Origin of the sequence: Ralstonia sp. 25C, assembly GCF_051904805.1 — a bacterium.
Classification (GTDB): domain Bacteria; phylum Pseudomonadota; class Gammaproteobacteria; order Burkholderiales; family Burkholderiaceae; genus Ralstonia.
Genome location: NZ_CP196737.1, coordinates 1,174,180 through 1,198,752, shown reverse-complemented (window position 1 = coordinate 1,198,752; position 24,573 = coordinate 1,174,180). Strand labels below are relative to the sequence as shown.

The following is a 24,573-nucleotide window of genomic DNA, read 5'->3' as shown; positions in this document are numbered from 1 at the left end:
TGCGATACCCGCGAAAGTCTGTGACCGCCGTCCGGCTCAGCGGACATTTCAGCGAGAATGAGCGCTTCCTGTTGTTGTCCCCGCTGTTGACCCGATGGTTCGCATGACTGATTCCGCCTTGTCTGCCCAGCCGTTTCTGCAAGCGCCGGCCCGTGCGCCGGAAACCTCCGCCCCCGCCCTGCCGTTTGCGCTGGCGTATTCGCGTTATGTTCAGCGCCTTGCACACGCGCGCGAAGGTTGGGCCGAGCGTGCCCAGGCTGCGGCCGCAGGGGTGATCGACGTGGCGTGGCTGTCCGCGCGCTTTACCGAACTGTTCGATACCACCGCCGTGGACCTGGAGCCCGCGCTCAAGCGTGCTTTGCGGCTGCTGCGCAACGAGGTGTTTGCCGGACTGGTCGAGCGCGATCTGACGGGCGCGGCCACGCTCGATGAAGTGACCGGCACCATGACCGACCTGGCCGAATTTGCCGTGCGCGCGGCCATTTCCGTGATCGGCCGGGAGCTGGAAGCGCTGCATGGCCAGCCCATCGGGCAATCCTCGGGTGAGGTGCAGGAGCTGGTGGTGGTCGGCATGGGCAAGCTGGGCGGGCGAGAGCTTAACGTCTCGTCCGACATCGACCTGATCTTCCTCTACGACGACGATGGTGATACGCAAGGCGGCCCGCGCCCGCTGTCCAACCACGAATACTTCACCAAGCTTGGCCGGCGGCTGATCAACGTCCTGGCTGATGTGACGGAAGACGGCTACGTGTTCCGCGTCGACATGCGCTTGCGCCCGAATGGCGACGCGGGGCCGCTGGTGTGCAGCCTGGGCATGCTGGAGGAATACTTTGTCGTGCAGGGGCGGGAGTGGGAGCGCTATGCCTGGATCAAGGGCCGCGTCATCACCGACCCGACCAGCCCCCATGCAGCGCGCGTGATTCAGCAGCTGGAACGTGTGACCACGCCGTTCGTGTTCCGCCGCTATCTGGATTACGGCGTGATTGCCGCGATTCGCGCCCTGCACGCGCAGATTCGCAGCGAGGCGGCCAAGCGTAGCAATAGCGCCATTCGCCAGCACGGCCCCAGCGATGGCCAGGTGCATGCGCGTTCGCCGAACATCAAGCTCGGGCGCGGCGGCATCCGCGAGATCGAGTTCGTCGCGCAGGTGTTTCAGCTGATTCGCGGCGGGCAGGATTTTGCATTGCGCGTGCGGCCCACGCTCGAGGTGCTGCGCGCTGCAGCCGAACGCGGCCTGATCGGCGAAGACGTGGTCGCGCGGCTGACCGAGGCGTATCGCTTTCTGCGCCAGCTTGAGCACCGCCTGCAATACATCGAAGACGCGCAGACGCATAACCTGCCGGGCTCGCCCGAAGACCAGCATCGCGTGGCGCGCATGATGGGCTTTGACGACTACGCCGCGCTGGTCGCCAAGCTGGAGGCGTATCAGGAAGAGGTCGCGCAGCAGTTCGAGCAGACCTTCTCTGACAAGCAAGACAGCCAGCCGCCGTGTGCGTCGATCTGGCATGCCGATCTGCTCGACGATGAGCACACCGAAGCCGCCCACGCGCAACTGGCAGACCTCGGCTATGCCGACCCCCACAGCGTGCTGGACCGCCTGCGCGCCACGCGCAATTCGCCGCGCTACCGGGCGTTGTCGGAAGTGAGCCGCCAGCGTTTCGACCTGCTCATCAACCGCGCGCTCGACCACGCCGCACGGCAGACCGATGCGGATGTCACCATCGCGCGCTTTCTCGATTTTTTCGATGCAATCAGCCGACGCGCGTCGTACCTCTCCCTGCTGAGCGAATACCCGCAGGCCATGGAGCGCGTGGCACACACGCTGCATGCATCGCGCTGGGCGGCGGACTACCTCACGCGCCATCCGCAACTGCTCGATGAGCTGCTCGATATGGAGGCGCTGTCGGCGGAACCCGATTGGCCCGCCTTCCGCGAGCGCGTGCGCGAACGCCTGCATGCCGCGGAAGACCACGTTGAAATGCAGATGGACATCCTGCGCCAGGAGCACCATGCCGAGACCTTCCGCGTGCTGCTGCTGGACCTGCAGGGGCTGCTGAGCGTGGAACACATCAGCGATCGTCTGTCGGATCTGGCTGACGCCGTGCTCGACCTGACGCTGGAGACGGTGTGGAAGCAGGTCGGCACGCGCCATCGGGAGGTGCCGCGTTTTGCGGTCGTCGCCTATGGGCGCCTGGGCGGCAAGGAACTGGGCTATGCGTCGGACCTCGACATCATCTTTCTGTATGACGATGACGACGAGCGTGCCCCGGAAATCTATGCGTCATTCGCGCGCAAGCTGATTACCTGGTTGACCAGCCACACCGCTGCCGGCACGTTGTTCGACGTGGATACGCGGCTGCGGCCGAACGGTGCGGCGGGGCTGATGGTCACGCACTTCGAGGCCTTCCGCCGTTACCAGATGCGCGAGGGCGACAACGCTGCGTGGGTGTGGGAACACCAGGCGCTCACGCGCGCGCGCTTCTGTGCGGGCGATGCGGACATCGGCGAACGCTTTGAAGCGCTGCGGACCGCCGTGCTGCGGCAAGTGCGCGAAGCGGGCCCCCTGCGCGACGAGATCGTGGCGATGCGCGAGCGGGTGTCGGAGGGCCATGCGAATCCGACGCAGTTGTTCGACCTCAAGCACGATCGCGGTGGCATGGTGGATATCGAATTCACCGTGCAGTTTCTGGTGCTGCTGCACAGCGCCGTGCATGCCGAACTCACCCGCAACAAGGGCAACATCGCGCTGCTGCACATGGCCGCCGAGCTGGGTTTGATCGACCCCACGCGTGCCGCACAGGTGGCGGATGCCTACCGCGATTTCCGTGCGCGGCAACACAAGCTGCGTTTGGATGGGCAATCCGCTGCGCGCGTCCCGGCTGGTACCTGCGCGCACGAAACCGCCCAGGTACTGGCGTTGTGGGCTGAGGTATTTGGAGCGGCGCCAGCGCAATGAGGGTGCATCGTCAGACCTTGCAGACGTGGGGCGCGTGCGCTGGCGTTGCCGTGTTGTCGGCGGCATTTTCGTTTGTGCCGTGGCTGCATGCAGTCGGGTTGTATCAGCGTGAGGCGGTGCGTGCGGGGCAGTGGTGGCGCCTCGTTACGGCCATGTGGGTCCACCTCGATCTATGGCATTGGCTGGGCGACGGGATGGCGGCAGCGGGGCTGACCTTGCTGCTGGCGCGCGTGCTGCGGCCACAAGCCATCGTGGGCGTGCTGGTGGCGTGTGGTGTGCTGGTGCAGGTCGTTTTGCTGAATCAGCCTGCAGTGCAGTGGTATGGCGGCCTTTCCGGTGCGCTGCACGGGCTGGCTGCATGGGGTGGCCTACGGTTGCTACAGCCTGCGGCTGACGAGGACGAGGATCGCCTCTCGCGCTGGATTGGTGTGGCGCTGTGCGTGGGCGTGCTGGTGAAGGTGTGGCTGGAACAATCGTGGCTGTCGCCCATCATCTATGACCCGCACTGGGGCTTTGGCGTGGTGCGCATCGCCCATGCCGTGGGCGCGGCAAGCGGGCTACTGATCTGGGTATTGGGGGAGTGGCGCGCTCGCGGCAAGCGGCTGAGTATGTGAGCAGCGGGCCGCCGATGCGGCCGAGTCGAAAATAAAACGGACACGCCAGCGAAGGCCGGCGTGTCCGTTTTGCGTTACCCGATCAAGCCTTGCGATGGCGGAAGGCGAACGCGCCGCCGACGAGCAGCAGGCCCGCTAGCCACAGGGGAAGGGCGCCGCCACCCCCGCTTTGGTTCAGGGGGCCGGTGCCGCTGGTGCCGCCACTGAAGGGCAAGGTGCTACCGCCTGTGCCGCCTGTGCCGCCTGTGGTCGGCGGAGCGGTGACCGTCACGGAAATCGAATTGGTTACCGTGCCGCCGGCGTTGTTGGTGACCGTGACCGCGAAAGTGTAGGTGCCCGCCGCAGTGGGAGTGAACGTTGCCGTTGCATTGCCGTTGCTGTCGGGGCCTGCCGTTGTGACCGTTACACTCGTGCCGGCGGTTTGCGCCCATACGACGCTGGAGAGCGTGTTGCCAAAGCCTGCTCCAGCAACTGCGGTGAGCGTTACGGCGTTGTTGGCGACGATCGTGCTCGCCGAGCTGGATAGGCTCAACGTGGGGTTACCCACCGCCAGCGTGAGCGCAGCGCCCGCGTCCAACATGCCGGCACCGCACGCGCCAGTGTGTTGCGCACAGAATGTCCCCGCCGGGAAGGCGCGCGCCGATTGCGTGAGGATCGCCTTGATGTCATCCACAGTCAGTGTGGGTTTGAAGGACAGCAGCAGTGCAGCGACGCCCGCCACATGCGGCGTGGCCATCGAGGTACCCATTGCACTGGCATACGTATCTGCAACTGGCGTTGTCGTGCCTGTATTCGATAGCGACACGATCTGATTGCCGCCGCCGGCCGATACCGTGCCCGAGCCACCGCCCGGTGCACTGATCGTGGTGCCGGTACCGACGTTGGCATAGTTGGCGCTGTCGCCGTCGATGGTGTGTGCTGTCACGGCAATCACGCCGTTGCAGTTGGCTGGCGAGCCGATGCTGGCGGCGCCGTCGTTCCCGGTTGCCACCACGATCGTCGCACCACGATTGCGCGCCGCGGTGATGACAGCCTGCTCTGCCGCGGAGCACGCGCCAGCACCGCCCAAGCTCATATTGACCACGTTGGCCGCTGGCGAATTGACGGTAAGCGCAGTACCACCCGCGCCGGGGACGCCACTTGCCCCAGTCACCCAGGCCAGTGCGTCGATGATGTCCGACGACGTGCCGCCGCACTTGCCGAGTGCGCGAGCCATCTGGATGGTTACGTTGGGTGCAATGCCCGCGATGCCGACCGAGTTGTGCTGCGCAACGATCTGCCCCGTCACAAAGGTGCCGTGCCAACTGCTGTTGCTTTGAGTTCCCGCGGTGCCGCAGTAGCTCGGGTAGCTCGTGGTGTCTCCCGAGGTCACCCAATCGCCGGGGTCTGCAGGGTTGCTGTCACGGCCTGCCGGGGTGTCGCCGGGGTCGTTTTCGACAAAGCCCAATGGCACCGTGTTGTGGGTGACCGGATCAGGCGTGCCGTGGTACGCGTCGTTGCTGATGAAATCGTAGCCGGGGCGGATGTGTGCGAGTGCGAGGTCTTGGTGACCGGCCAGCAAGCCGGTATCGATGACCGCGACATTGACGGTGCTGGCACCCTTCGTCTTGTCCCATGCCGTGGTGATATTGGCTCCCCCCGCTGCGGACGTAGCTGGGCCGTTGGCCACGACAGTACTCGGCCACAGACTCCACTGATTGACGAACTGCGGGTCATTCGCCACGGCAGTGGGGCGCATGATGCGGTCCGGCGAGACATACTCGAACTGGCCGCTGGCTTCCATGCGCTGCGCTACCGTTTGCGCATCAGCGAGTGACATCGCGCTGGGAAGCGTCACCACATGGGCACCGCCCGACATGGCTCGTTTGTACGTCATCGGCAGTTGCGCTGCAGCAGACCAGCGCTGCAACGTCGCAACGTCAGCACGCGAAACCACGCCCCCCGCCGCAACCGATTGCGTCTTCAGCCCGCTGCTTTTCTCCTTGACAATGAGTTGCGTCACCCATTGCAACTGCACGGCTGGTGCGGCGTTCTTGCCTACTGCCAGCGCTGGCGTCATTTGATACGAAACCAGTCCGAGCGCGATCAGCGCACGGACCATCCCCCCCCGGGACAATCGCCTTCATTTGAAAAGTCCTATTGTTGTAACAAAAAGAGGCGGAATTATCTCAATATTGACGACGCGGCACGACAAAAAAAGAACTAAATACGGAATTGAAAATTTCTTACAACTTCACAAACGCTGATGCGATGGGGTGCTAGGGGATGCAATCCCACGCTCGAAGGATGCAACGTGAAACGGGCCGGCAATCGCTTAACGGGCGCCGCGCCTAAGCCGATGCGTGAGGCTTGCTGCGAGCAATAGCGCCGCATAGGCGAATCCGATTGCCCCACCGCCACCCCCACCGCCCGACGAGGCTCCCGTGCCGGCCCCCGTATCGGTGCCGGGCGACGTGGGTGCCCCCGCTACGGTCACGCTCACGGTGTCGCTGGCCGTGGCGCCTGCGTTGTTGGTCAACGTAACGCCGAAGCTGTAGACCCCAGCCGCGGTTGGCGTGAAGGTGGCCGTGCTGTTGCCGTTGGCATCGGGCGCGGAGGTCGTCAGCGAGACGGGTGCGCCTGCTGTCTGCGCCCAGATCGGGTTGCCGGCGCTTCGTCCATAGCCGGGGCCGCTGACGGCTGTCAGCGTGACATTGGCGCTGGGGGCGACGCTCGAAGCCGATGCGCCAACGTGCACGGTCGGCTGCCCCAGCGTCTGCGCAATGGCCGAGCCGGCATCGAGCATGCCGGCGCCGCATACGCCCGGGTGCGTGGCGCAATAGGTGCCTGCTGGGAACGGACGGGCCGATTGCTTGAGGATCGCGGTGATGTTGTCGGGCGTGAGCGCCGGCTGGATCGACAGCATGAGCGCCGCCACGGCCGACACATGCGGCGTGGCCATGGATGTGCCGATGTCGTTGGCATACCGGTCGCCGCTGGGCGATGCAACCGGCCCGTTGGTGCCCGTGTTGGACAGCGACACGATCCCGGTGCCTGCGCCACGAATGACCGTGCCCACGCCGCCGCCCGGCGCGCTGATGGCCGTCTGCGTGCCCACGTTGGCATACCAGGCGCTGTCGCCCTCGACCGTGTGCGCGGTCACGGCGATAGTGCCTGTGCAGTTGGCGGGCGAATCGACGGGCCCCGATTCGTTGCCGGCTGCCACGACGATGGTGGCGCCCAGCCCGCGCGCCGCAGTGATGGCCGCTTGCTCGCTGCTCGAACATGGACCCGTGCCACCCAGGCTCATGCTGATGACTTTGGCGGGCGTCGGGTTGTTGGCCAGGCGCGGGACGGTGCCGCCGGCCAGCCACGTCATCGCGTCCATGATGTCGGAGGTCGCGCCCCCACACTTGCCCAGCGCCCGCGCCATCTGCACGCGCACGCCCGGCGCGATGCCCGCGATGCCGATGCTGTTGTGTTGCGCCGCAATCTGGCCGGCGACGAACGTACCGTGCCAGCTGCTGTTGCTCTGGCTGCCGCACAGCGTGGGAAACGATGCGGCATCGCTATTGCTGATCCAATCGCCGGGGTCCGACGGGTCGTAGTTGGCGGCGTTGTTGTTGGCGCCGTTGTTGACGAACCCGGTCGGGAAGGCGTTGCCGGTCTTCGGGTCGGTCAGGCCGGTCATTGCGCTGCTGCGCACGAAGTTGTAGCCCGGGACGAAGGTCACGCCAGCAAAGTCTGCATGGTCAGCGCGGATGCCCGTGTTGACGATGCCGATGCCGACCGTTGGCGCGCCGGTGGTCGTGTCCCAGGCGGCCGTTACATTGGCGCCGCCCGCGACAGCGGGGCTGGGGGGCAGCAGGTTCCATTGCTGATTGAAGAGCGGATCGCCAGCCATGGCCATCGGCCGCAGGATGCGATCGGGCGACACGTAATCAAACTGGCCGCTGGCTTCCATGCGCTGCGCTACCGTTTGCGCGTCTTCCAACGTCATGGCTTGGGGCAGTGTCACCACGTGGGCCCCGCCGGACATGGGGCGCAGATATGCCACCGGCAATTGCGCTGCGGCGGACCAGCGCTGCACGGCAGCCGCACCCGCATATTCGGACTGCGGCCGCAACGTGCCGCTGGCCCCCGATGTTTCCTTGACGATGAGTTGCGTGACCCACTGCAACTGGGTATTGAACGTCGCCGATTTCTCTGTCGCAAATATCGGTGTGGCCGAATACGATGCCAGTCCGAGTGCTGTCAGTGCATGAACAAAACCCCTGGTGACCGATTTTTCCATAGGATTTTCCCTATTTTTTTGTTGATAAACGTCACGTGATTGTTGGGGTAGATCGGCAAGCCCTCTGCCTAAATGAATTAGGTGGAAACCTGGGTGTTAATCAGACAAGGCTCGGCGCGAGCCCGAAAACCTGGGCTCGGAGAGAAACAGCGAGGCGGGGAAAATCAGACGCCCGCACCGGGCGGTGCGGGCAGGCGGGAAAGGGTGTCAGCCGCGGCGACGTCGTTGGCCGACCAACCCGGCGGCCAGCAGCAATGCGGCCACGGCCAGCGGCATCGCGCCGCCGCCGCCGCCGCCACCACCACCACCGCTGCTGGAGCCGGCGGACGTGCCGGAACCGGATGTGCCACTGCCGATGCCGGCGGGCGTGGTGCGCTGTGCGTAGCCGACGGCCCCTGCCGTATCCAGCAGCCCGGCACCGCAGATGCCGCTGTTGACGGCGCAATACGTGCCGCTCGGGTGCGGGCGCGCCGTTGTTTGCAGGCCGGCGAGGATCTGGGCGTTGGACAACTGCGGCTGCACGCTCAACATGAGCGCAATCGTGCCGGCTACCTCTGGGGTGGAGAAGCTCGTGCCGGCCACCGACTTGACGACGTAGTTACCCAGCGTCTGCGCGCCGTCATTCGAGTCGGCCTGGATAGCGGAAGGCGTTTCGGCGCAGGTTGCCGGGTTTGTGCTGGTGATGACCTTGGAGTTGCCGCAGCCCCCACCCGGCGCAGACAGTGCGACTTGCGATCCGACATTGGCGTAGCTGGCGTTTTCACCGCTATCCACGTGGGCAGTCACGGCGATGGCACCTGTGCAATTGGCCGGCGCATCCACGGTTTGCGCGGCTTCGTTGCCGGCTGCTGCCACCACGACGGTGCCCAGTGCTGCCAGCCGGTTCACTGCATCCTGCTCGGCCGCCGAGCATGAACTTGTGCTGCCCAGGCTCACGTTCACCACACGCGCCGGGTGGTTGTTGGTGGGCACGCCCGACACGGCGATGCCGCCGGCCCACAGCATGCCGTCCACCGTGTCGGACAGCAGCGCACCGCATTTGCCCGATACGCGCACCGGCACGAACTGGGTGTTCCAGCCCACGCCAGCGATGGAGAGCCCGTTGTTGGTGCCGGCGGCCAGCACGCTGCCGACCTCGGTGCCGTGCCAGCTGCTAGTGGCCGGATTGCTAATGTCGCTGTTAGTACAGCCTGAGATCTTTGGCACATCAGCTGCTGTGACGATGTCACCCATGTCATGCGCGTCCGTGCCACGGCCAAACGAGTTGCCCGCGCGCGCCGGGTCGGAGATGAAGTTGTAGCCGGGCAGGATCTTGCCCGACAGATCGGGGTGGTCGGTATAACCCGTGTCCACCACGGCAACCACGATGTTCGAACCCTGCGTAATGCTCCAGGCCGATGCCACGTTGATCCCGCCCGGCACCACCGTGGGCGAGGCCAGGTTGTTCTGCGAGGCAAACAGCGGGTCGTTGGGGACGGTGTTGGGATGCAGGACGCGATCAGGCACCGCATAGGCCACACGCGCATCTTGCGCGATCTTGGCGGCGGCGGCTTCAATGCTGGCCGAATCGGTCAGGCCCGTGCGCATGAGTTGCGCATCGGTGGCCAGCGTGCGCTTGACTTGCAGCGTGCTCCCCGCCGCTTGTGCGATCGATAGCAGCCGGTTGTTCGCTTCCGTGGCCGACAGCGTCTTGCGTGTGCCGCTGGTGTCGTCGCGCCATTTGATGATCAGGTCGCCCGTGTATTGCGCTTGCGCCGGGGCGGCGTTGGCGGGCAGCGCGCCAAGCAAACCGGTGGCACAGGCCATGCTCGCGCCTGCGCGGAGCCAGAACTTCAACCGGAAGAGGGAGGAGGGGGTCATCAATGCGTGCTCCGAGGCGTCTTGCTGAGATGAGAAACGTCGTCAGGATGTGACCGTTGACAAGACGTTACACAAAAGCAACGTTAGCACGCAGCTTGCCCATTTGTGATGACGAGAGGCGCCTGAGGTATGGAGGAAGGCCTCAAGCACGCGTGCAAGAGGTCGGAGCTGCAGCGCAGCAGGCTGCCGCCGGGCGCGTGAGGCGCCGCATTGTTCACAGTGTGGAGCGGTGCACCCCCTACGGTGGAGGCGCGGAAGGGCGAAGGCTTATCGCTGAATGCGCATCACGCGATCGGCATCTGCCGAGGCGATGCCCGGTGCAGCGCGCAATGCCGCGATGGCGCCATCCAGCGTGGCCGACGCATCGCCCGAACTGGCCCGCACCACCCAGAAGCCGCCCGACATCGGACGCACGACAGTAAAGGCCAGGCGCGGCGTGGCGCGTGCGCCTGCTGCGTCGACCACGTTTTGCACGGTGGTCGACGAAGTCGTCGGCGTGCTCAGCCCGATGATGATGTCGCCCAGGTTTTGTGCGGCCGACACGGACGCGGGCGGCTGCGTGTTGGCGGAAGCGGGGTCCATGGCAGGCGGCTGGCCCGGGTCAATGGCAGGGACCGATTTGCATGCGGCCAGCAGGCACAGGCCGAGCGTTGCAGCCAGCGCGGGCTTGACCAGCGCTAGCAGGGATCGGTGTTGGGCAGCCGGACGGGCCATGAAATTCTCCTTGGATTCGGGTGAAGGCAGCTGCGTCAGGCAGCGCCGGAATGTTGCACAGAATGGCCGATGCGCTCTGACTGCTCTGATGGGTATAGGCGATCACTGCGCCACGCGCCGGGTTTTCCGCGCAGACGGCGCGGGAGCCGGCTGCGCGCGGCCAGCAGCGAGCATTTCGTCCGCATGGCGCCGCGTGGTGTCGGTGAGCGACGCGCCGCCCAGCATGCGGGCGATCTCGTCCACGCGGCCGGTGGCGTCCAGCACCAACAGGTCGGAGCGCGTGCTGCCGGCCACGGTCTGCTTGGCGACTTGAATGTGGTGATTGGCCAGTGCGGCCACCTGCGGCAGGTGGGTCACGCACAGCACCTGGCGACGCGTGCCGAGTTCGCGCAGGCGCCGGCCAACGACTTCTGCCACGGCGCCGCCGATGCCGGAATCGACCTCGTCAAAGATCAGTGTGGGGGTGGGGCTGGCCTCGCTGGCGATCACGGAGATGGCCAGGCTGATCCGCGCCAGCTCGCCGCCCGAGGCGACTTTCGCCAGTGGCCGCGGCGAGACGCCCGCATGCCCGGCGACGAGGAATTCGACTTGCTCCAGCCCCGCCGCGCCACCGTGCTCCAGCGCATGCAGCGCGATGTCGAAACGCCCGCCGGCCATCGACAGGCCTTGCATGGCGCCCGTCACGGCTTCGGCCAGTTCGCGCGCGGCCTTGGCGCGGGCACGTGACAACGCCTGCGCGATGTCGACATACGCCGCACGGGTTTGCGCTTCCTGGGCCTGCAGCGCCTCCAGATCGGATGCCGCCTGCAGCGCAGCCAGTTGCGTCTGGCGCTCGGCCAGTTCAGCCGGCAGCGTTTCGGGCGCGACACGGTATTTGCGCGCCATGGTGTGCAGCGCCTGCATGCGCGCGTCGACTTCGGCCAGGCGGTCCGGGTCCAGCTCCGCACGATCCGCATAGCGGGCGAGCGAGTGCACGGCTTCCTGGATCTGCACCTCGGCCGGTTCGAGCGCGGCCAGCACATCGGCCAGCGCGGGGTCGATCTCGGCCAGTTCGCGCAGCGTATGCAGCGTGGCGCCCAGCTGGGTCAGCACGGCGCCTTCCGATTCGGACAGGCCATCCAGCGCCGCGCGCGTGCCTTCGATCAGGCTGGCGGCGTGCGACAGGCGGTGGTGTTCGGCCTGCACGTCTTCCCACTCGCCGGGCTGGGGCCCGAGCTTCTGCAGTTCATTGACCTGCCATTCGATGCGCTCGCGTTCGAGCTGCGCCTCGCGCGATTGCTGCTCGGCGGCTTCGCGCAGGCGCACCACGGCCTGCCAGGCGCGATAGCGCTCGCCGACGGCGCGTACGTCGTCTTCGAGGCCGGCGTGGGCGTCAAGCAGGCTGCGCTGCGCGTCGGTCTTGAGCAGCAGTTGATGCGCGTGCTGGCCGTGGATGTCGACGAGTTGTTCGCCCACCTCGCGCAGCTGCGCCAGCGTGACAGCGGCCCCGTTGATGAAGGCTTTGCTGCGGCCAGCGGCATCGACCGTACGGCGCAGCAGGATGACGCCTTCATCATCGTGCAGCTCGTGGGCTTCCAGCCACGCGGCCACGTGCGGATGGACGTCGAATTCGGCGGTGATGTCGGCCCGTGGCGCGCCTTCACGCACGACGGCCGCATCTGCGCGCTCGCCCAGCGTGAGCGCCAGGGCGTCGATCAGGATGGACTTGCCCGCGCCCGTCTCGCCGGTGAAGACGGTAAAGCCGTCGGCCAGATCGAGGTCGAGCGCGTGAACGATGACGAAATCGCGGATGGTGAGGCTGCGCAGCATGGAAGCGGTGAGCGTGGAGTTCTAGAACGTGCTCATGATCCGTAGCGAGCGGCCCGAGGTTGGCGTGACGCATTTGCCAGATTCGGCAGCCGTACATGGGTACGGCGAGCATCGCAAAGCCAAGATCGGGGCGCGCAGTAGGATCATGGGCAGGTTCTTAAAGACGGTTGTCTTCGGTCGGGTATTCATGCCAGTGCAGCTTCTTGCGCAGCGTGGCGTAGTAGCTGTAACCGACCGGGTGCAGCAGGTGCACGGTGCGCTCCGAGCGGCGCACCACGATGCGGTCGCCCGGCAGCAGCGACGTGAGCGACTGCATATCGAAGTTGACGCTGGCGTCGCGCCCGCTGGTGACCTGGATGACGACTTCCGCGTCGTGCGGAATGACGATCGGCCGGTTGGACAGCGAGTGCGGCGCGATGGGCACCAGCACAAAGCCCGAGAGCGCCGGATGCAGGATCGGCCCGCCGGCCGACAACGCATACGCCGTCGACCCGGTGGGCGTCGAGACGATCAAGCCGTCCGAACGCTGGTTGTACATGAAGAAGCCATCCACCGACACCGCCAGCTCGACCATGCCCGAAATGCCCGAGCGGTTGACCACCACGTCGTTGAAGGCGAGGGCGGAGAAGATGACATCGTCGTCGCGCACCACCTGGGCTTGCAGCAGCGTGCGCGTTTCCGATTCGTACTGGCCGGCCAGCATGGCGGGCAGCACGTTGTGCACGTCGTCGAACGGGATGTCGGTCATGAAGCCGAGCCGTCCGTGGTTGACGCCGATCACGGGCACGTTTGCGCCAGCCAGGTGGCGGCCGATACCCAGCAGCGTGCCGTCGCCGCCGAGCACGACGGCCACGTCGGCCTGTCGTGCCATGTCTTCGGGCGGCAGCGCCGGGTAATCCTGGACGCCGATATTGAGCGCCGTTTCGCGCTCGAACACGATGTCGCGGCCGCTGGCGGCGATGCACGACGCCAGTTCCATGAGCGGGCCGGCAATGTTGGCGGCCGAATACCGGCCCACCAGCGCAACCGTCTTGAACGGCGCGGCGGGCGAACCAGGCGCAGCCGGTGAACTGGGTGAACCGGAGGGGGCGGCGGGAGCTTGCGGGGCCACGGCAGATGGGGAAATCGACATGCGCGCATTACACCATATCGATATGACCCCCGCCACGTTTGACCGTGTTTGACGAGAAACGCCCACATCACCCGTAGGTTGGCGCTGATTTTGCGTAAAATTGAAGAATCATGGACAAGCGCGCCACCATCCTCCTCAAGACCCTGATCGAACGGTACATCGCCGAGGGGCAGCCTGTCGGCTCGCGCACCTTGTCGAAGTATTCAGGGCTCGATCTGTCGCCGGCCACCATCCGCAATGTGATGTCGGACCTGGAGGAGATGGGCTTCATCGCCAGCCCGCACACCTCGGCCGGGCGGGTGCCCACGCCGCGCGGGTACCGCCTCTTCGTCGACACCATGCTGACCGCCAGCCCGCTGGATGTGCTCAGCACGCAAGACCGGATGGCCCAGCAGATGGTGGGCGCGATTGCCGAGCAGGTGCGCACGCAACTGGCGTCGCATGGGTCGGAATCGTCGCAGCGGGTGATTGCGGCGGCGGCGCAGACGCTGTCCAACCTGTCGCAGTTTGCCGGCGTGGTGATGACGCCGCGCCGCTCGCACGCGTTCCGGCAAATCGAATTCCTGCGGCTGTCGGAAAACCGCATCCTGCTGATCGTCGTCACGCCCGAGGGCGACGTGCAGAACCGCATCATCCACACCGATACGCCATACACCCCGTCGCAGTTGGTGGAGGCGGCCAACTACATCAACGCGCATTACGGCGGCCTGACCTTCGACGCCGTGCGCGAGCGCCTGCGCGGCGAGCTGTCTGCGTTGCAGGCCGACATGACCTCGCTGATGCAGGCGGCGGTGGAGGCGGGCAGCAGCGCTGTGTCGGAAGAAGAGCCGGTGGTGATCTCCGGCGAGCGCAAGCTGCTCGATGTGGAAGACCTGTCGTCTTCCATGGACAAGCTGCGGCGCCTGTTTGCCGTGTTCGAGCAGAAGACGGGCCTGCTGCAACTGCTGGATGTGTCGAGCCGCGCCGAGGGCGTGCAGATCTTCATTGGCGGCGAAAGCAGCCTCGTGCCGCACGAGGACATGGCGGTCATCACCGCGCCGTACGAGGTGGACGGCAAGATCGTCGGCACGCTGGGCGTGATCGGGCCGATGCGCATGGCGTATGAGCGCGTGATTCCGATCGTGGACATCACGGCCAAGCTGCTATCGAGCACGCTCAGCCAATATTGATCTGCGGCCGAGCTGCATAAGCTCAGCCATTTTTCTTCGACGACAGCGCGGTCTGCCGTCTCACACAATCGACTCCGGCGCATGTGCGCGTTTCTCTTCTGCCGGAGTCTTTCATGGCTGGTCTCTCCATCCCCCGTTTGCTGGCTGCAGCATTGTCTGCGGCCGTTTCGTTTGCCTTGTTTGGTGTCGCCCCCGCACGCGCGGCTGACCGCGAGGTCGTCATCGCCTATCAGGACATGGTGCTGCCCTGGCGCTACGCCCAGGCCACCGGTGAGGTCGAGCGCGCCACCGGCTACAAGGTGACGTACCGCCAGCTCGCCAGCGGCGCCGATGTGGTGCGCGCCATTGCGTCGGGTTCGGTGCAGATTGGCGAGGCGGGGTCGAGCCCGATTGCGGCCGGTGTGTCTCAGGGTGTGGACCTGTCGCTGTTCTGGATTCTGGACAACATCAATGACGCGGAAGCGCTGGTCGCCCGCAACGGTAGCGGCGTGGCGCGCGTGGCGGACTTGAAGGGCAAGACGCTGGGCGTGCCGTATGTGTTGACGTCGCACTTCCATGCGCTGGTGGCGCTGCAACAGGCGGGGCTCGATCCGCGCGATGTGAAGGTCGTCAACCTGCGGCCGCAGGAGTTGTCGGCCGCATGGGATCGGGGTGATGTCGATGCCGCCTTCATCTGGGACCCGGTGCTCGCCAAGGTGAAGAAGAACGGCACGGTGCTGACCACCTCCGGCAAGATCGCCGCCGCTACGGGTAAGTCGACGTTTGATGGCTTTGTGGCCGACCGCAAGTTCGCGCGTGACCACGCGGACTTTGTCGCCAAGTTTGTCGAGGTGCTGGCCAAGGCCGACGCGGCGTACCGCGACAACAAGGCCGCGTGGACGGCAACCTCTCCGCAGGTGGCGGCGGTGGCCAAGACCTCGGGCGCGACGGCGGCTGACGTGCCGGCAAGCCTGGCGCTGTATGCCTTCCCGGATGCGGCGGAGCAGGCGTCCAAGCGCTGGCTGGGTGGCAGTGCCCAATCGGGCGCAGCGCAATCGCTGCTGGCCACGGCGCAGTTCCTGAAGACGCAGGGCACGATCCAGGCGGTGCTGCCGGATTACGGCGCGACCATCGATTCGCGCTTCGTGCAGCGTGTGGCCGGTGGTGCCAAGGCCGTGGCAACGGCAGCACGATGAGCCGCATTGAAGTCCGCGGCCTGCGCGTCGACTACACCGATGCGCGCGGTCGCACGACGCAAGCGCTCGGCGGCGTGGATCTGTCCATTAACCCCGGTGAGTTCGTTGTCGCCCTCGGGGCCTCCGGCTGTGGCAAGACCACGCTGCTGAATTGCTTGGCCGGTTTTGTTGCGCCAACGTCTGGGCAGATCCTGCTCGACGGACGCGAAGTCGACGGGCCTGGTGCCGAGCGCGGTGTGGTGTTCCAGCGCTACGGCCTCATGCCGTGGTTGACCGTGCGCGACAACGTGGCGCTCGGTCTCAAGCTGCGCGGTGTCGATCGCAAGACGCGACACGCGCGAGCGCTGGAATTGCTGCGACTGGTCGGGCTGGAGGCGCATGCCACGTCGCCGGTGTATGCGCTATCCGGCGGCATGCAGCAGCGCGTCGGCATCGCCCGCGCGCTGGCGACTGAACCGCGCGTCTTGTTGATGGACGAACCGATGGGCGCGCTCGACGCGTTCACGCGCGAGACCATGCAGACGCTGGTGCTCGACGTGTGGCAGCGCACCGGCACCACGGTCTTCTTCATCACGCACGATGTGGAAGAGGCGTTGTTCCTCGCGACGCGGCTGGTGGTGATGTCGCCATCGCCGGGGCGCATCGTGCAGACGTTCGATCTGCCGTTCTCCCGGCAGGCGCTGGCGGGCGGCGATGCACGTGCGGTGAAGTCGTCGCCGGAATTCATTGCGTGGCGCGAGCGCGTGCTGGGGCTGATCCACCGCGCGCCTGAGGAATTGGCGGCATGAGCGCGATCGAGACAGCGGCCATCAGGGGCGCGCCCGTTGAGGCAGCGGTGCCTGCGGCTACCCCCCAACGCAAGTTGCGCGGTTACCGGCTACCGGGCCAGGGCAGCGCGCTGGGGTTGAGCGTGTTGTCAGTCAGCGCGTTGCTGGTGCTGTGGTGGGCGGCGACCACGTTTCATTGGGTACCGCCGCTGTTCCTGCCCTCGCCGCAAGCGGTCGGGCGGGCATTCATTGATGCCTGGCACGGTGATATTCAAGGCGGTCAGCCGCTGGCTGCGCATCTGGGCTGGAGCGCGCTGCGCGTGTTTGGTGCGTTTGCGCTGGCGGCGGTGACCGCAGTGCCGATCGGTTTGGCGATGGGTGTATCGCGCACCGCACGTGGCCTGCTGGATCCGCCTATCGAGTTTTATCGTCCGCTGCCGCCGCTGGCCTATCTGCCGCTCGTGGTCATCTGGCTGGGCATTGACGAGCGCGCCAAGATCGTCGTCATCTATCTCGCCTGCTTTGCGCCGATTGCGATGGCTGCGCGGGCCGGCGTGCGCAGTGCCACGCGCGAGCAGATCAACGCTGCCTATGCGCTGGGCGCGAGTTTCACGCAGGTGGTGCGGCACGTGATTCTGCCGGCGGCGCTGCCGGAAATCCTCACCGGTTTGCGCATCGCCATCGGCTTTGGCTGGACCACGCTGGTGGCGGCGGAGATGGTGGCTGCCACGGTGGGGCTCGGGCAGATGGTGCTCAACGCATCGAGCTTTCTGCGCACCGACATCGTGGTGATGGGTATTGTGCTGATCGGCGCGATTGCGTGGGCGTTTGACCTCGCCATGCGCGCTATCGAAGCACGCGTGGTGCCCTGGAAGGGCCGCAGTTAGTGCGTCTCAGGCTCAGAAACTCCCCGTGAACTGATACCGCCCACCCGGGTGCCACATGGTCGCCACCGAGGCGACCTGCCCCTGCGACAACGTCTTCCGTCGCAACATCAGGCACGGCTCGCGCACGTCCATGTGCAGCATCTCGGCGATTTCGCGCGGAGGCAGGCGGGCCTCGATGCCGTATTCCACGCCCTGCAACGGGGCGGCGCGCATCAGATACGCGTTTGGCGTGGTCTGCGTGAAATCCTGCTCCATGTATTCGGGCGCCAGCGCGGCATTGACCCAGCGGTCTTCCACCTGGATCGGCAGGTCGTTCTCAAAATGCACGATCAGGGAATGGAATAGCGAACGCCCGACCGGCACGTCAAACATGGCTGCCATGGCATCGGCGGCGCGCGCCCGTTCCAGCCGGTGCAGTTCTGCGCGGTGCTTGTGGCCGCGTGCGGCAATTTCCTCGGCGATGTTGCGGATCGCCACCAGCGTCGCCTGGTACTTCTGCTGCGCCACGAATGTCCCCAACCCCTGTACGCGCGTAAGGATTTGCTCGGCCGTCAACTCGCGCAGCGCGCGGTTGACCGTCATGCGCGACACGCCAAAGGTCTGCGCGAGCGTGGTCTCGCCCGGAATCATCTCGCCTTCCTGCCATTCGCCGCTGCCGATGCGCGCGAGGATGTCTTCCTTGATGCGCTGGAAGGCGGGCGTGGAATCGGGTGCAGGCTGAGTCATGGCGAATCGATGCGCAAACGTCGGGTTCAGAGTTTACCGGAGTGTATCGGATGGTTGCGGAACTTGTATATACAACTTAGAATCTTTCGCATCCATTTGTCGAGACAAGAGCGCGTGCGGTTGAGGGAATAGCCAGCAAAGCGCCACGTAATGCGTCGATCACACCAGAGGAGACCTTCCATGCAGGCTGCTGCCCCCCGTCGTTCTGTTTTCCGCTTGTTGTTTCTATCGCGCGCTGCCGTGGCGCTGGCCCTCGGTGCCGGTGCGCTGGCTGCGCACGCCGACATCCGTATCGGCCTGAATGTGCCGCGCACCGGGTTTGCGGCGGCCGATGGGCAATCCGCGCTGGAAGGCGCGCAACTGGCCGTGGCGCGTGCCAATGCGGCCGGCGGCGTGGCCAACCAGAAGATCGAGTTGGTGGTGATCGACGATCAGGCTTCGCCCAAGGAGGCCGCGCCGGCTGCCACCAAGCTCGTGCAGAAAGAGAAGGTGGTGGCTGCCGTGTCGGGGTCGTACTCGGGTTCCACGCGTGCAGCGGCGCCGATCTTCCAGCGCGCCGGCGTGCCTTATGTGACGGCGTATGCGATCCACCCCGACATCACGCTGGCTGGCGATTACATGTTCCGCGTGGCCGCCATGGGCGAAGTGCAGGGCCGCGCCGGTGCCAAGCTCGTGCACGACCTGGGCAAAAAGCGCGTGGCGCTCGTCACCATGAAGAACGACTTCGGCCAGGCGCTGTCGGCGGGCTTCAAGGAAGCGGCACCCAAGTTCGGCATCACGCTGGCCGGTGAATACGAATACGGCCTGCAGGACCGCCAGTTCGGCCCGCTCGTCACCAAGCTCAAGGCCGATAACCCGGACGTGATCTACGCCTCGGGCTACTACTTCACGGCGGGCCCGCTGGTCAGCCAATTGCGCGCGGCCGGCGTGACCGCCCCCGTGATCGGCCAGGAGGGCTACGACTCCGACAAGTTCATGGAGATTGCCGGCGCGGCAGCCGAGGGCACGCTGGTGACCACGTCGCTGGACCGCGATTCCGCATCGCCGGTGACGCAGGCGTTTCTGGCGGACTTCCGCAAGGCCACCGGCCACGGCGCCGACATGGTCGCCGCGGGTGCCTACACCGCCACCAACGTGCTGATCGACGGCCTGCGCAAGACGGGCGGCAAGGGTGGCATTGCGCTGCGCGATGCGCTGGCCACGGGCACGTTCGACACGCCCATCGGCAAGCTCAGCTTCAATGATCTGCACGAGGTGAAGAAAGACATCCAGGTGCAGGTGGTGAAGGACAAGGCCTTCCGCCGCCACTCCGTCATCTCCGATGCCACGCTGCTGGCGCCGCCTACCAAGGTCGCTTCCAAGTAAGCGCAGACCCACGGAGAAGGAGCAGCCATGTTGTGGCTTGAATTGGTGGCGCAGGGGCTCGTACAGGGCAGCCTTTATGCGCTGATTGCGTTGGGATTGACGCTGGTGTACGGCCTGTTGCGGGTCTTGCACGTGGCGCATGCGGCGTTGTTCACGCTGGGCGCGTACGCGGGCGTGCTGGTGTGCAACAGCACCGGCAGCCTGTTGCTGGGCTTTGCCGTGGCGATGCTGGTGGCGGGCGCTGCCGGCGTGCTGATGTATCGCGTGGCCTATCAACCGCTGATGGGCCAGCCGCCGTACGTGGCGCTCATCGCGTCTATCGGCTTGTATATCGCGTCGGAAGAGATCTTCCGCATCGTGTTCGGCGCGACCGGCATTTCGTTTGCCGATGCGCCGCTGCAAGGCCAGGTGCCGCTGTTCGGCGGGCTGCAGTTCAAGCAGGCCGAACTGCTGGCGATGGCGGGCGCGGTGGTCATCATCACCGTGCTGGCGGTGCTGCAGACGCGTACCCGGATCGGCGTGGCGTGCCGCGCGACGGTGTCCGATCCGCAGATGGCGGAGTCGTTCGGCATTTCGCTGCGCAAGGTCCGTGACCTGAACTTCTTCGTCGGCTCTGCGCTGGCGGGGTTTGCGGGGGTGGCCGTGGCGCTGCTCAACAACCTGGTCGAGCCGACCATGGGCAGCGTGCCGTCGTACAAGGCGCTGGCCATCATCGTGCTGGGTGGGTTGGGCTCGGTGCCGGGCACGCTCGCTGCCGCGCTGGTGCTGGGCGTGGTGGAGTCGTTCGGCACGATCTACATCGGCCAGTTCCTGGACCGCAATGCGATTGCCTTCGCGTTCCTGATCCTGGTGCTGATGGTGCGGCCGCAAGGCTTGTTCGCCCGTCGTTAAGGAGAGCCACATGGATTACGAAATCTCCCTGTTGACGACGATGGGCATCGCCATCCTCTTTGCGCTGTCGCTCAACCTGATTGCCGGTTTCTGCGGACAGATCAGCCTCGGGCACGCCGCGTTCCTCGGCATTGGCGCGTACACCACGGCGCTGCTGGCCAAGGCGGGCATGCCCATCTTCGCCACGTTGCCGATCGCCATGTTGGTGACCGGCTGCGTGGGCGTGGTTGTGGGCCTCGCCAGCCTGCGCGTGCGGGCGGACTTTCTCGCCATCACGACCATGGGCGTCGGCTTTCTGTTTGTCGGCATCGTGCGCCAGCAGGAATGGCTGGGCGGCGAAATGGGCATCGCCGCCATTCCCGAAGCCGGTGTGTCGAAGTTCGCCTTCATGGCGATCGTGCTGGCGCTGTGCGTGGCGGTGGCGGCGCTCTCGTTCTACATCCGCCGCGCCTGGATGGGCCGCGTGTTCGGCGGCATTGCGGAAGACGAAGACACCATGCGCGTGCTCGGCATTGACGTGCCGCGCTACAAGCTGGTGGCGTTCGCCATCGGCACGGCGCTCGCCGGTCTGGCGGGTGGGCTGTACGCCGCCAACCTCGGCTTCATCAGCGTGGATAGCTTCGGCTTTGTCGACTCCGTGACCGTGCTGTCGATGGTCGTGGTGGGCGGCATGGGCTCAGTGGCGGGCGTGACGATCGCGGCGGCGGTGTTGTCGGCGCTGCCGGCATGGTTCGATTTCATCGGCGACTACAAGCTGCTTGTTTACGGTGGCCTGCTGTTCCTGATGATGCGTTTTGCGCCGGGCGGCATGGCGGCCATTGCCACGCGCGTCTTCCGTGCAGGCGGCACCGCGCGCAACAGCGCTTCTCCGGCAGCCGTGAAGGGAGGGCAGCAGGCATGAGCACGCAACTGCTTTCCATCGACAACGTGACCGTGCGCTTCGGCGGCCTGACCGCCATCGACGGTGTGTCCTTCAACGTGCAAGCGGGCGAACTGCTGGGCCTGATCGGCCCGAACGGCGCGGGCAAGACGACCATGCTGCGCTCGATGACGGGCGTGGTCCGTATCAGCGACGGCAACGTGTCGCTCGACGGCGAATCGCTGAATGGTCTGCCGGTGCACAAGCGTATCCGGCGCGGGCTATCGCTCTCGCAGCAGTTGGTGAAGCCGCTGCGTGCGATGTCCGTGCTCGACAACGTGGCGCTGGCTGCAGGTTCGACGAAGACGGCGTCACCGCTGCGTGCGCTGATGAACGTCTCGCGTGATGCTGAATTGGCGGCGGCGCGTGAAGCGCTGGAGCGCGTCGGTATCGCCCACGTGGCGGACCAGGCACCGGCCATCCAGCCGCTGGGCATTCTCAAGCGCCTGGAAATGGCGCGTGCACTGGCGCTGCAACCACGTGTGCTGTTGCTCGACGAACCGCTGGCCGGTCTCAACTCGCGCGAGGCTCGTGCATTGGCCGACACCATCGCCGAGGTCAACCGCCAAGGCGTAACCATCGTGCTGATCGAACACAACCTGGGTGAAGTCATGCGCATCTGCAGCCGCTTGGTCGTGCTCGACAACGGCCGCAAGATTGCCGAAGGCGCCCCGCGCGCCGTGATGGACGACCCCGCCGTACGCGCCGCCTATCTGGGCGGCGATGCGATCTCCGCCAAAGCCGCAGCCAACCCCACCACGGAGGTCGCCCATGCTTGAACTGCTCAACCTCTCTTGCGGCTACGGTCCGTTCCAGGCCGTGCACGAGCTGTCGCTCACGTTGCGCCCGGGCACCATCACCGGTCTGCTGGGGCCGAACGGCGCTGGCAAGTCATCCACGCTGATGAGCGTGGCGGGCCATGTGGGCGTGCAGGGCGGGCACATCCGTTTCGATGGCATCGATATCGCCACGCTGCCGCCCACCGAGCGTGTGCGCCGTGGCATTGCCATCGCACCGGAAGGCCGCCGGCTGTTCAAAGACCTGACGGTGCTCGACAACCTGCGCGTGGGTGGCGTGATCCAGCCCGCTGCCAACTTTGCGCACGACCGTGACTACGTGCTCTCGCTGTTCCCTCGGCTGGGCGAGCGCTTGCACTCGCTGGCCGGCAATCTGTCCGGTGGTGAGCAGCAGATGCTCGCCATCGGCCGCGCGCTGATGACGCGCCCGCGCTTGGTGATGATCGATGAACTGTCCCTGGGTCTCATGCCCAAGGTCATCGACCTCTGCTACCAGGCGCTGCGCCGCCTGCGCGAAGACGGCATGACCATCCTGCTGGTGGAGCAGAACACCGAACGCGCACTGGCCGTGGCCGACGACATCTGCGTCCTCGAATCCGGCCGCGCCGTCTGGCAGGGCAGCGCCGCCGATGCCGCCAATGACCCCATGCTTGCACAAGCTTATTTAGGGCTGCACTGAGCGCACCACGCCATGCACCTCGTTGAACGAAGGAGACTGAAATGAACGCCATGACCGACGCCACCCACCTGACCAACGACCCGCGCTACGACGCCTCGCGTGAAATCCGCGCCCCGCGTGGCACCGAGCTGCACTGCAAGAGCTGGCTGACCGAAGCCGCCTACCGCATGCTGCAGAACAACCTCGACCCGGACGTGGCCGAGAACCCCAAGCACCTCGTCGTCTACGGCGGCATCGGCCGCGCAGCACGCGACTGGGCCTGCTTCGACAAGATTCTCGAAACGCTGCGCGAGTTGAACGACGACGAATCGCTGCTGGTGCAATCGGGCAAGCCGGTCGGCGTGTTCAAGACGCACCCGGACGCCCCGCGCGTGCTGATCGCCAATTCGAACCTCGTGCCCAAGTGGGCAAACTGGGAGCACTTCAACGAGCTGGACCGCAAGGGCCTGTTCATGTACGGCCAAATGACCGCTGGCAGCTGGATCTACATCGGCAGCCAGGGCATCGTTCAAGGCACGTATGAGACGTTTGCCGAAGCCGGCCGCCAGCATTACGACGGCAAGCTGGCCGGCAAGTGGATCCTGACCGCCGGCCTGGGCGGCATGGGCGGCGCGCAGCCGCTGGCCGCCACGCTGGCCGGTGCCGTGTCGCTGAACATCGAATGCCAGCAATCGAGCATCGACTTCCGCCTGCGTACGCGCTACCTCGACAAGCAGGCCAAGGACATCGATGACGCATTCAATCTGATCCGCCACCATTGCGAGCGCGGCGAGGCCGTGTCCATCGGCCTGCTGGGCAATGCCGCGGAAATTTTGCCGGAGCTGGTCAAGCGTGCCCGCGCCGGCGGCCTGAAGCCGGATCTGGTGACCGACCAGACCTCGGCACATGATCTGGTCAACGGCTACTTGCCGATTGGCTGGACGGTCGAGCAATGGCGTGCTGCGCAACGCGATCCGTCGCAGCACGCCCGCCTGACCGACGAGGCTGCCAAGTCGTGCGCCGTGCACGTGCAGGCCATGCTCGACTTCCAGGCCATGGGCATTCCGACCGTCGATTACGGCAACAACATCCGCCAGGTCGCGTTCGACCAGGGCGTGAAGAATGCCTTCGACTTCCCGGGCTTCGTCCCGGCCTACATCCGTCCGCTGTTCTGCGAGGGCAAGGGCCCGTTCCGCTGGGTGGCGCTGTCGGGCGACCCGGAAGACATCTACAAGACCGACGCCAAGATCAAGGAACTCTTCCCGCACAACACGCACGTGCATCGCTGGCTCGACATGGCGCGTGACCGCATTGCCTTCCAGGGCCTGCCGGCGCGCATCTGCTGGCTGGGCCTGGGTGAGCGTCACCTGGCTGGCCTGGCCTTCAACGAGATGGTCAAGAACGGCGAGCTGAAGGCCCCGATCGTGATCGGCCGCGATCACTTGGACACCGGCTCCGTCGCCAGCCCCAACCGCGAAACCGAAGCCATGCGCGATGGCACCGACGCCGTATCCGACTGGCCGCTGCTCAACGCGCTGCTCAACACCGCCGGCGGCGCGACCTGGGTGTCGCTGCACCACGGTGGCGGCGTCGGTATGGGTTACTCACAGCACTCGGGCGTGGTGATCGTGGCGGACGGTACTGACGCGGCAGCCAAGCGCCTGGGCCGCGTGCTGGTCAACGATTCCGGCTCGGGCGTGATGCGCCACGCTGATGCAGGCTATGAGACCGCCATCGCCTGCGCCAAGCGCAATGGTTTGAACCTGCCGATGATCGGCTAAGCCCGGATCGGATTCCGGCATCCCCGCGCGGGCGGGGACTTTGATACGACTAGACGATGTGCCCCTGCGATGTACTCCCT

The 24,573-nt window shown here is 65.9% G+C and carries 18 protein-coding genes and 1 pseudogene; 12 read left to right on the top strand and 7 right to left on the bottom strand.

The features are described from left to right. Positions 1 to 103: 103 nt before the first annotated feature. Both glnE and rrtA read left to right on the top strand, forming a co-directional pair. Complete coding sequence (glnE, locus tag ACS7SF_RS05590) at positions 104 to 2,956, top strand: bifunctional [glutamate--ammonia ligase]-adenylyl-L-tyrosine phosphorylase/[glutamate--ammonia-ligase] adenylyltransferase (RefSeq protein WP_439892060.1); 2,853 nt, start codon at positions 104 to 106, stop codon at positions 2,954 to 2,956. Next, a complete protein-coding gene (gene rrtA, locus ACS7SF_RS05585) occupies positions 2,953 to 3,570 on the top strand; it encodes a rhombosortase (RefSeq protein WP_439892059.1) in 618 nt (205 codons plus the stop codon). Before glnE ends, rrtA begins: the two co-directional genes overlap by 4 nt. 82 nt (positions 3,571 to 3,652) lie before the next feature. Here the strand turns inward: rrtA and mprA (ACS7SF_RS05580) are convergent. The 6 genes and pseudogenes from mprA (ACS7SF_RS05580) to ACS7SF_RS05555 all read right to left on the bottom strand — a co-directional run bounded on the left by mprA (ACS7SF_RS05580) (position 3,653) and on the right by ACS7SF_RS05555 (position 13,358). After that, a pseudogene (gene mprA, locus ACS7SF_RS05580) lies at positions 3,653 to 5,696 on the bottom strand (MprA protease, GlyGly-CTERM protein-sorting domain-containing form). Positions 5,697 to 5,884: 188 nt separating this feature from the next. Then, positions 5,885 to 7,843 (bottom strand): S8 family serine peptidase, encoded by a 1,959-nt coding sequence (locus ACS7SF_RS05575; protein WP_439892058.1) that lies wholly within the window; start codon positions 7,841 to 7,843, stop codon positions 5,885 to 5,887. 207 nt (positions 7,844 to 8,050) lie between these two features. Beyond that, positions 8,051 to 9,703, bottom strand: coding sequence for an MprA protease, GlyGly-CTERM protein-sorting domain-containing form (gene mprA / locus ACS7SF_RS05570; RefSeq protein ID WP_439892057.1), 1,653 nt, complete (start codon positions 9,701 to 9,703; stop codon positions 8,051 to 8,053). 267 nt (positions 9,704 to 9,970) lie between these two features. After that, entirely contained in the window at positions 9,971 to 10,417 is a 447-nt protein-coding gene (locus tag ACS7SF_RS05565; protein ID WP_439892056.1) for a hypothetical protein, read from the bottom strand. 102 nt (positions 10,418 to 10,519) lie between these two features. Continuing rightward, positions 10,520 to 12,226, bottom strand: coding sequence for a DNA repair protein RecN (gene recN / locus ACS7SF_RS05560; protein WP_439892055.1), 1,707 nt, complete (start codon positions 12,224 to 12,226; stop codon positions 10,520 to 10,522). 157 nt (positions 12,227 to 12,383) lie between these two features. Continuing rightward, positions 12,384 to 13,358 carry an NAD kinase gene (locus ACS7SF_RS05555; protein ID WP_439892054.1) on the bottom strand — a complete coding sequence of 325 codons (975 nt, stop codon included), beginning with the start codon at positions 13,356 to 13,358 and terminating at the stop codon, positions 12,384 to 12,386. 110 nt (positions 13,359 to 13,468) lie between these two features. Here ACS7SF_RS05555 and hrcA point away from each other — a divergent pair, with 110 nt between their 5' ends. The 4 genes from hrcA to ACS7SF_RS05535 all read left to right on the top strand — a co-directional run bounded on the left by hrcA (position 13,469) and on the right by ACS7SF_RS05535 (position 17,356). Then, positions 13,469 to 14,527: a heat-inducible transcriptional repressor HrcA gene (gene hrcA, locus ACS7SF_RS05550; protein WP_439892053.1), complete on the top strand. Its 1,059-nt coding sequence runs from the start codon at positions 13,469 to 13,471 to the stop codon at positions 14,525 to 14,527. A 113-nt stretch (positions 14,528 to 14,640) separates the two neighbouring features. Then, a complete protein-coding gene (tauA, locus tag ACS7SF_RS05545; RefSeq protein WP_439892052.1) occupies positions 14,641 to 15,702 on the top strand; it encodes a taurine ABC transporter substrate-binding protein in 1,062 nt (353 codons plus the stop codon). Continuing rightward, positions 15,699 to 16,490, top strand: coding sequence for a taurine ABC transporter ATP-binding protein (locus tag ACS7SF_RS05540; protein ID WP_439892051.1), 792 nt, complete (start codon positions 15,699 to 15,701; stop codon positions 16,488 to 16,490). Before tauA ends, ACS7SF_RS05540 begins: the two co-directional genes overlap by 4 nt. Further along, on the top strand, positions 16,487 to 17,356 hold the full coding sequence (locus ACS7SF_RS05535) for an ABC transporter permease subunit (protein WP_439892050.1): 870 nt from the start codon (positions 16,487 to 16,489) through the stop codon (positions 17,354 to 17,356). Before ACS7SF_RS05540 ends, ACS7SF_RS05535 begins: the two co-directional genes overlap by 4 nt. A 12-nt stretch (positions 17,357 to 17,368) precedes the next feature. Here ACS7SF_RS05535 and hutC read toward each other — a convergent pair whose 3' ends face one another. Next, positions 17,369 to 18,082 (bottom strand): histidine utilization repressor, encoded by a 714-nt coding sequence (gene hutC, locus ACS7SF_RS05530; protein WP_439892049.1) that lies wholly within the window; start codon positions 18,080 to 18,082, stop codon positions 17,369 to 17,371. 180 nt (positions 18,083 to 18,262) lie between these two features. Between hutC and ACS7SF_RS05525 the strand changes: the two genes are divergently transcribed. Genes ACS7SF_RS05525 through hutU form a run of 6 tightly spaced genes read left to right on the top strand, consistent with a single transcriptional unit; the run spans position 18,263 to position 24,493 of the window. Then, positions 18,263 to 19,447: an ABC transporter substrate-binding protein gene (locus ACS7SF_RS05525; RefSeq protein WP_439892048.1), complete on the top strand. Its 1,185-nt coding sequence runs from the start codon at positions 18,263 to 18,265 to the stop codon at positions 19,445 to 19,447. A 27-nt stretch (positions 19,448 to 19,474) separates the two neighbouring features. After that, the gene (locus ACS7SF_RS05520; protein WP_439892047.1) at positions 19,475 to 20,338 is read left to right on the top strand and encodes a branched-chain amino acid ABC transporter permease; all 864 of its coding nucleotides are present in this window, start codon (positions 19,475 to 19,477) and stop codon (positions 20,336 to 20,338) included. A 10-nt stretch (positions 20,339 to 20,348) separates the two neighbouring features. Further along, positions 20,349 to 21,239, top strand: coding sequence for a branched-chain amino acid ABC transporter permease (locus ACS7SF_RS05515; RefSeq protein WP_439892046.1), 891 nt, complete (start codon positions 20,349 to 20,351; stop codon positions 21,237 to 21,239). Next, positions 21,236 to 22,036, top strand: a complete 801-nt coding sequence (locus ACS7SF_RS05510; RefSeq protein WP_439892045.1) for an ABC transporter ATP-binding protein — start codon at positions 21,236 to 21,238, stop codon at positions 22,034 to 22,036. The genes ACS7SF_RS05515 and ACS7SF_RS05510 overlap by 4 nt, the downstream gene beginning before the upstream one ends. Next, positions 22,029 to 22,733 (top strand): ABC transporter ATP-binding protein, encoded by a 705-nt coding sequence (locus tag ACS7SF_RS05505; RefSeq protein ID WP_439892044.1) that lies wholly within the window; start codon positions 22,029 to 22,031, stop codon positions 22,731 to 22,733. Before ACS7SF_RS05510 ends, ACS7SF_RS05505 begins: the two co-directional genes overlap by 8 nt. A gap of 41 nt (positions 22,734 to 22,774) precedes the next feature. Next, entirely contained in the window at positions 22,775 to 24,493 is a 1,719-nt protein-coding gene (gene hutU, locus ACS7SF_RS05500) for a urocanate hydratase (protein ID WP_439892043.1), read from the top strand. Positions 24,494 to 24,573 lie beyond the last annotated feature (80 nt).

Excerpts from the sequence above, each read along its gene's own strand:
- glnE (WP_439892060.1), top strand. The coding sequence starts at position 104 with ATGACTGATTCCGCCTTGTCTGCCCAGCCGTTTCTGCAAGCGCCGGCC.
- ACS7SF_RS05505 (WP_439892044.1), top strand. The coding sequence starts at position 22,029 with ATGCTTGAACTGCTCAACCTCTCTTGCGGCTACGGTCCGTTCCAGGCC.
- ACS7SF_RS05565 (WP_439892056.1), bottom strand. The coding sequence starts at position 10,417 with ATGGCCCGTCCGGCTGCCCAACACCGATCCCTGCTAGCGCTGGTCAAG.
- ACS7SF_RS05540 (WP_439892051.1), top strand. The coding sequence starts at position 15,699 with ATGAGCCGCATTGAAGTCCGCGGCCTGCGCGTCGACTACACCGATGCG.
- ACS7SF_RS05510 (WP_439892045.1), top strand. The coding sequence starts at position 21,236 with ATGAGCACGCAACTGCTTTCCATCGACAACGTGACCGTGCGCTTCGGC.
- ACS7SF_RS05520 (WP_439892047.1), top strand. The coding sequence starts at position 19,475 with ATGTTGTGGCTTGAATTGGTGGCGCAGGGGCTCGTACAGGGCAGCCTT.
- ACS7SF_RS05515 (WP_439892046.1), top strand. The coding sequence starts at position 20,349 with ATGGATTACGAAATCTCCCTGTTGACGACGATGGGCATCGCCATCCTC.
- tauA (WP_439892052.1), top strand. The coding sequence starts at position 14,641 with ATGGCTGGTCTCTCCATCCCCCGTTTGCTGGCTGCAGCATTGTCTGCG.
- ACS7SF_RS05525 (WP_439892048.1), top strand. The coding sequence starts at position 18,263 with ATGCAGGCTGCTGCCCCCCGTCGTTCTGTTTTCCGCTTGTTGTTTCTA.
- hrcA (WP_439892053.1), top strand. The coding sequence starts at position 13,469 with ATGGACAAGCGCGCCACCATCCTCCTCAAGACCCTGATCGAACGGTAC.
- mprA (WP_439892057.1), bottom strand. The coding sequence starts at position 9,703 with ATGACCCCCTCCTCCCTCTTCCGGTTGAAGTTCTGGCTCCGCGCAGGC.
- rrtA (WP_439892059.1), top strand. The coding sequence starts at position 2,953 with ATGAGGGTGCATCGTCAGACCTTGCAGACGTGGGGCGCGTGCGCTGGC.
- hutU (WP_439892043.1), top strand. The coding sequence starts at position 22,775 with ATGAACGCCATGACCGACGCCACCCACCTGACCAACGACCCGCGCTAC.
- ACS7SF_RS05575 (WP_439892058.1), bottom strand. The coding sequence starts at position 7,843 with ATGGAAAAATCGGTCACCAGGGGTTTTGTTCATGCACTGACAGCACTC.
- ACS7SF_RS05555 (WP_439892054.1), bottom strand. The coding sequence starts at position 13,358 with ATGTCGATTTCCCCATCTGCCGTGGCCCCGCAAGCTCCCGCCGCCCCC.
- ACS7SF_RS05535 (WP_439892050.1), top strand. The coding sequence starts at position 16,487 with ATGAGCGCGATCGAGACAGCGGCCATCAGGGGCGCGCCCGTTGAGGCA.
- hutC (WP_439892049.1), bottom strand. The coding sequence starts at position 18,082 with ATGACTCAGCCTGCACCCGATTCCACGCCCGCCTTCCAGCGCATCAAG.
- recN (WP_439892055.1), bottom strand. The coding sequence starts at position 12,226 with ATGCTGCGCAGCCTCACCATCCGCGATTTCGTCATCGTTCACGCGCTC.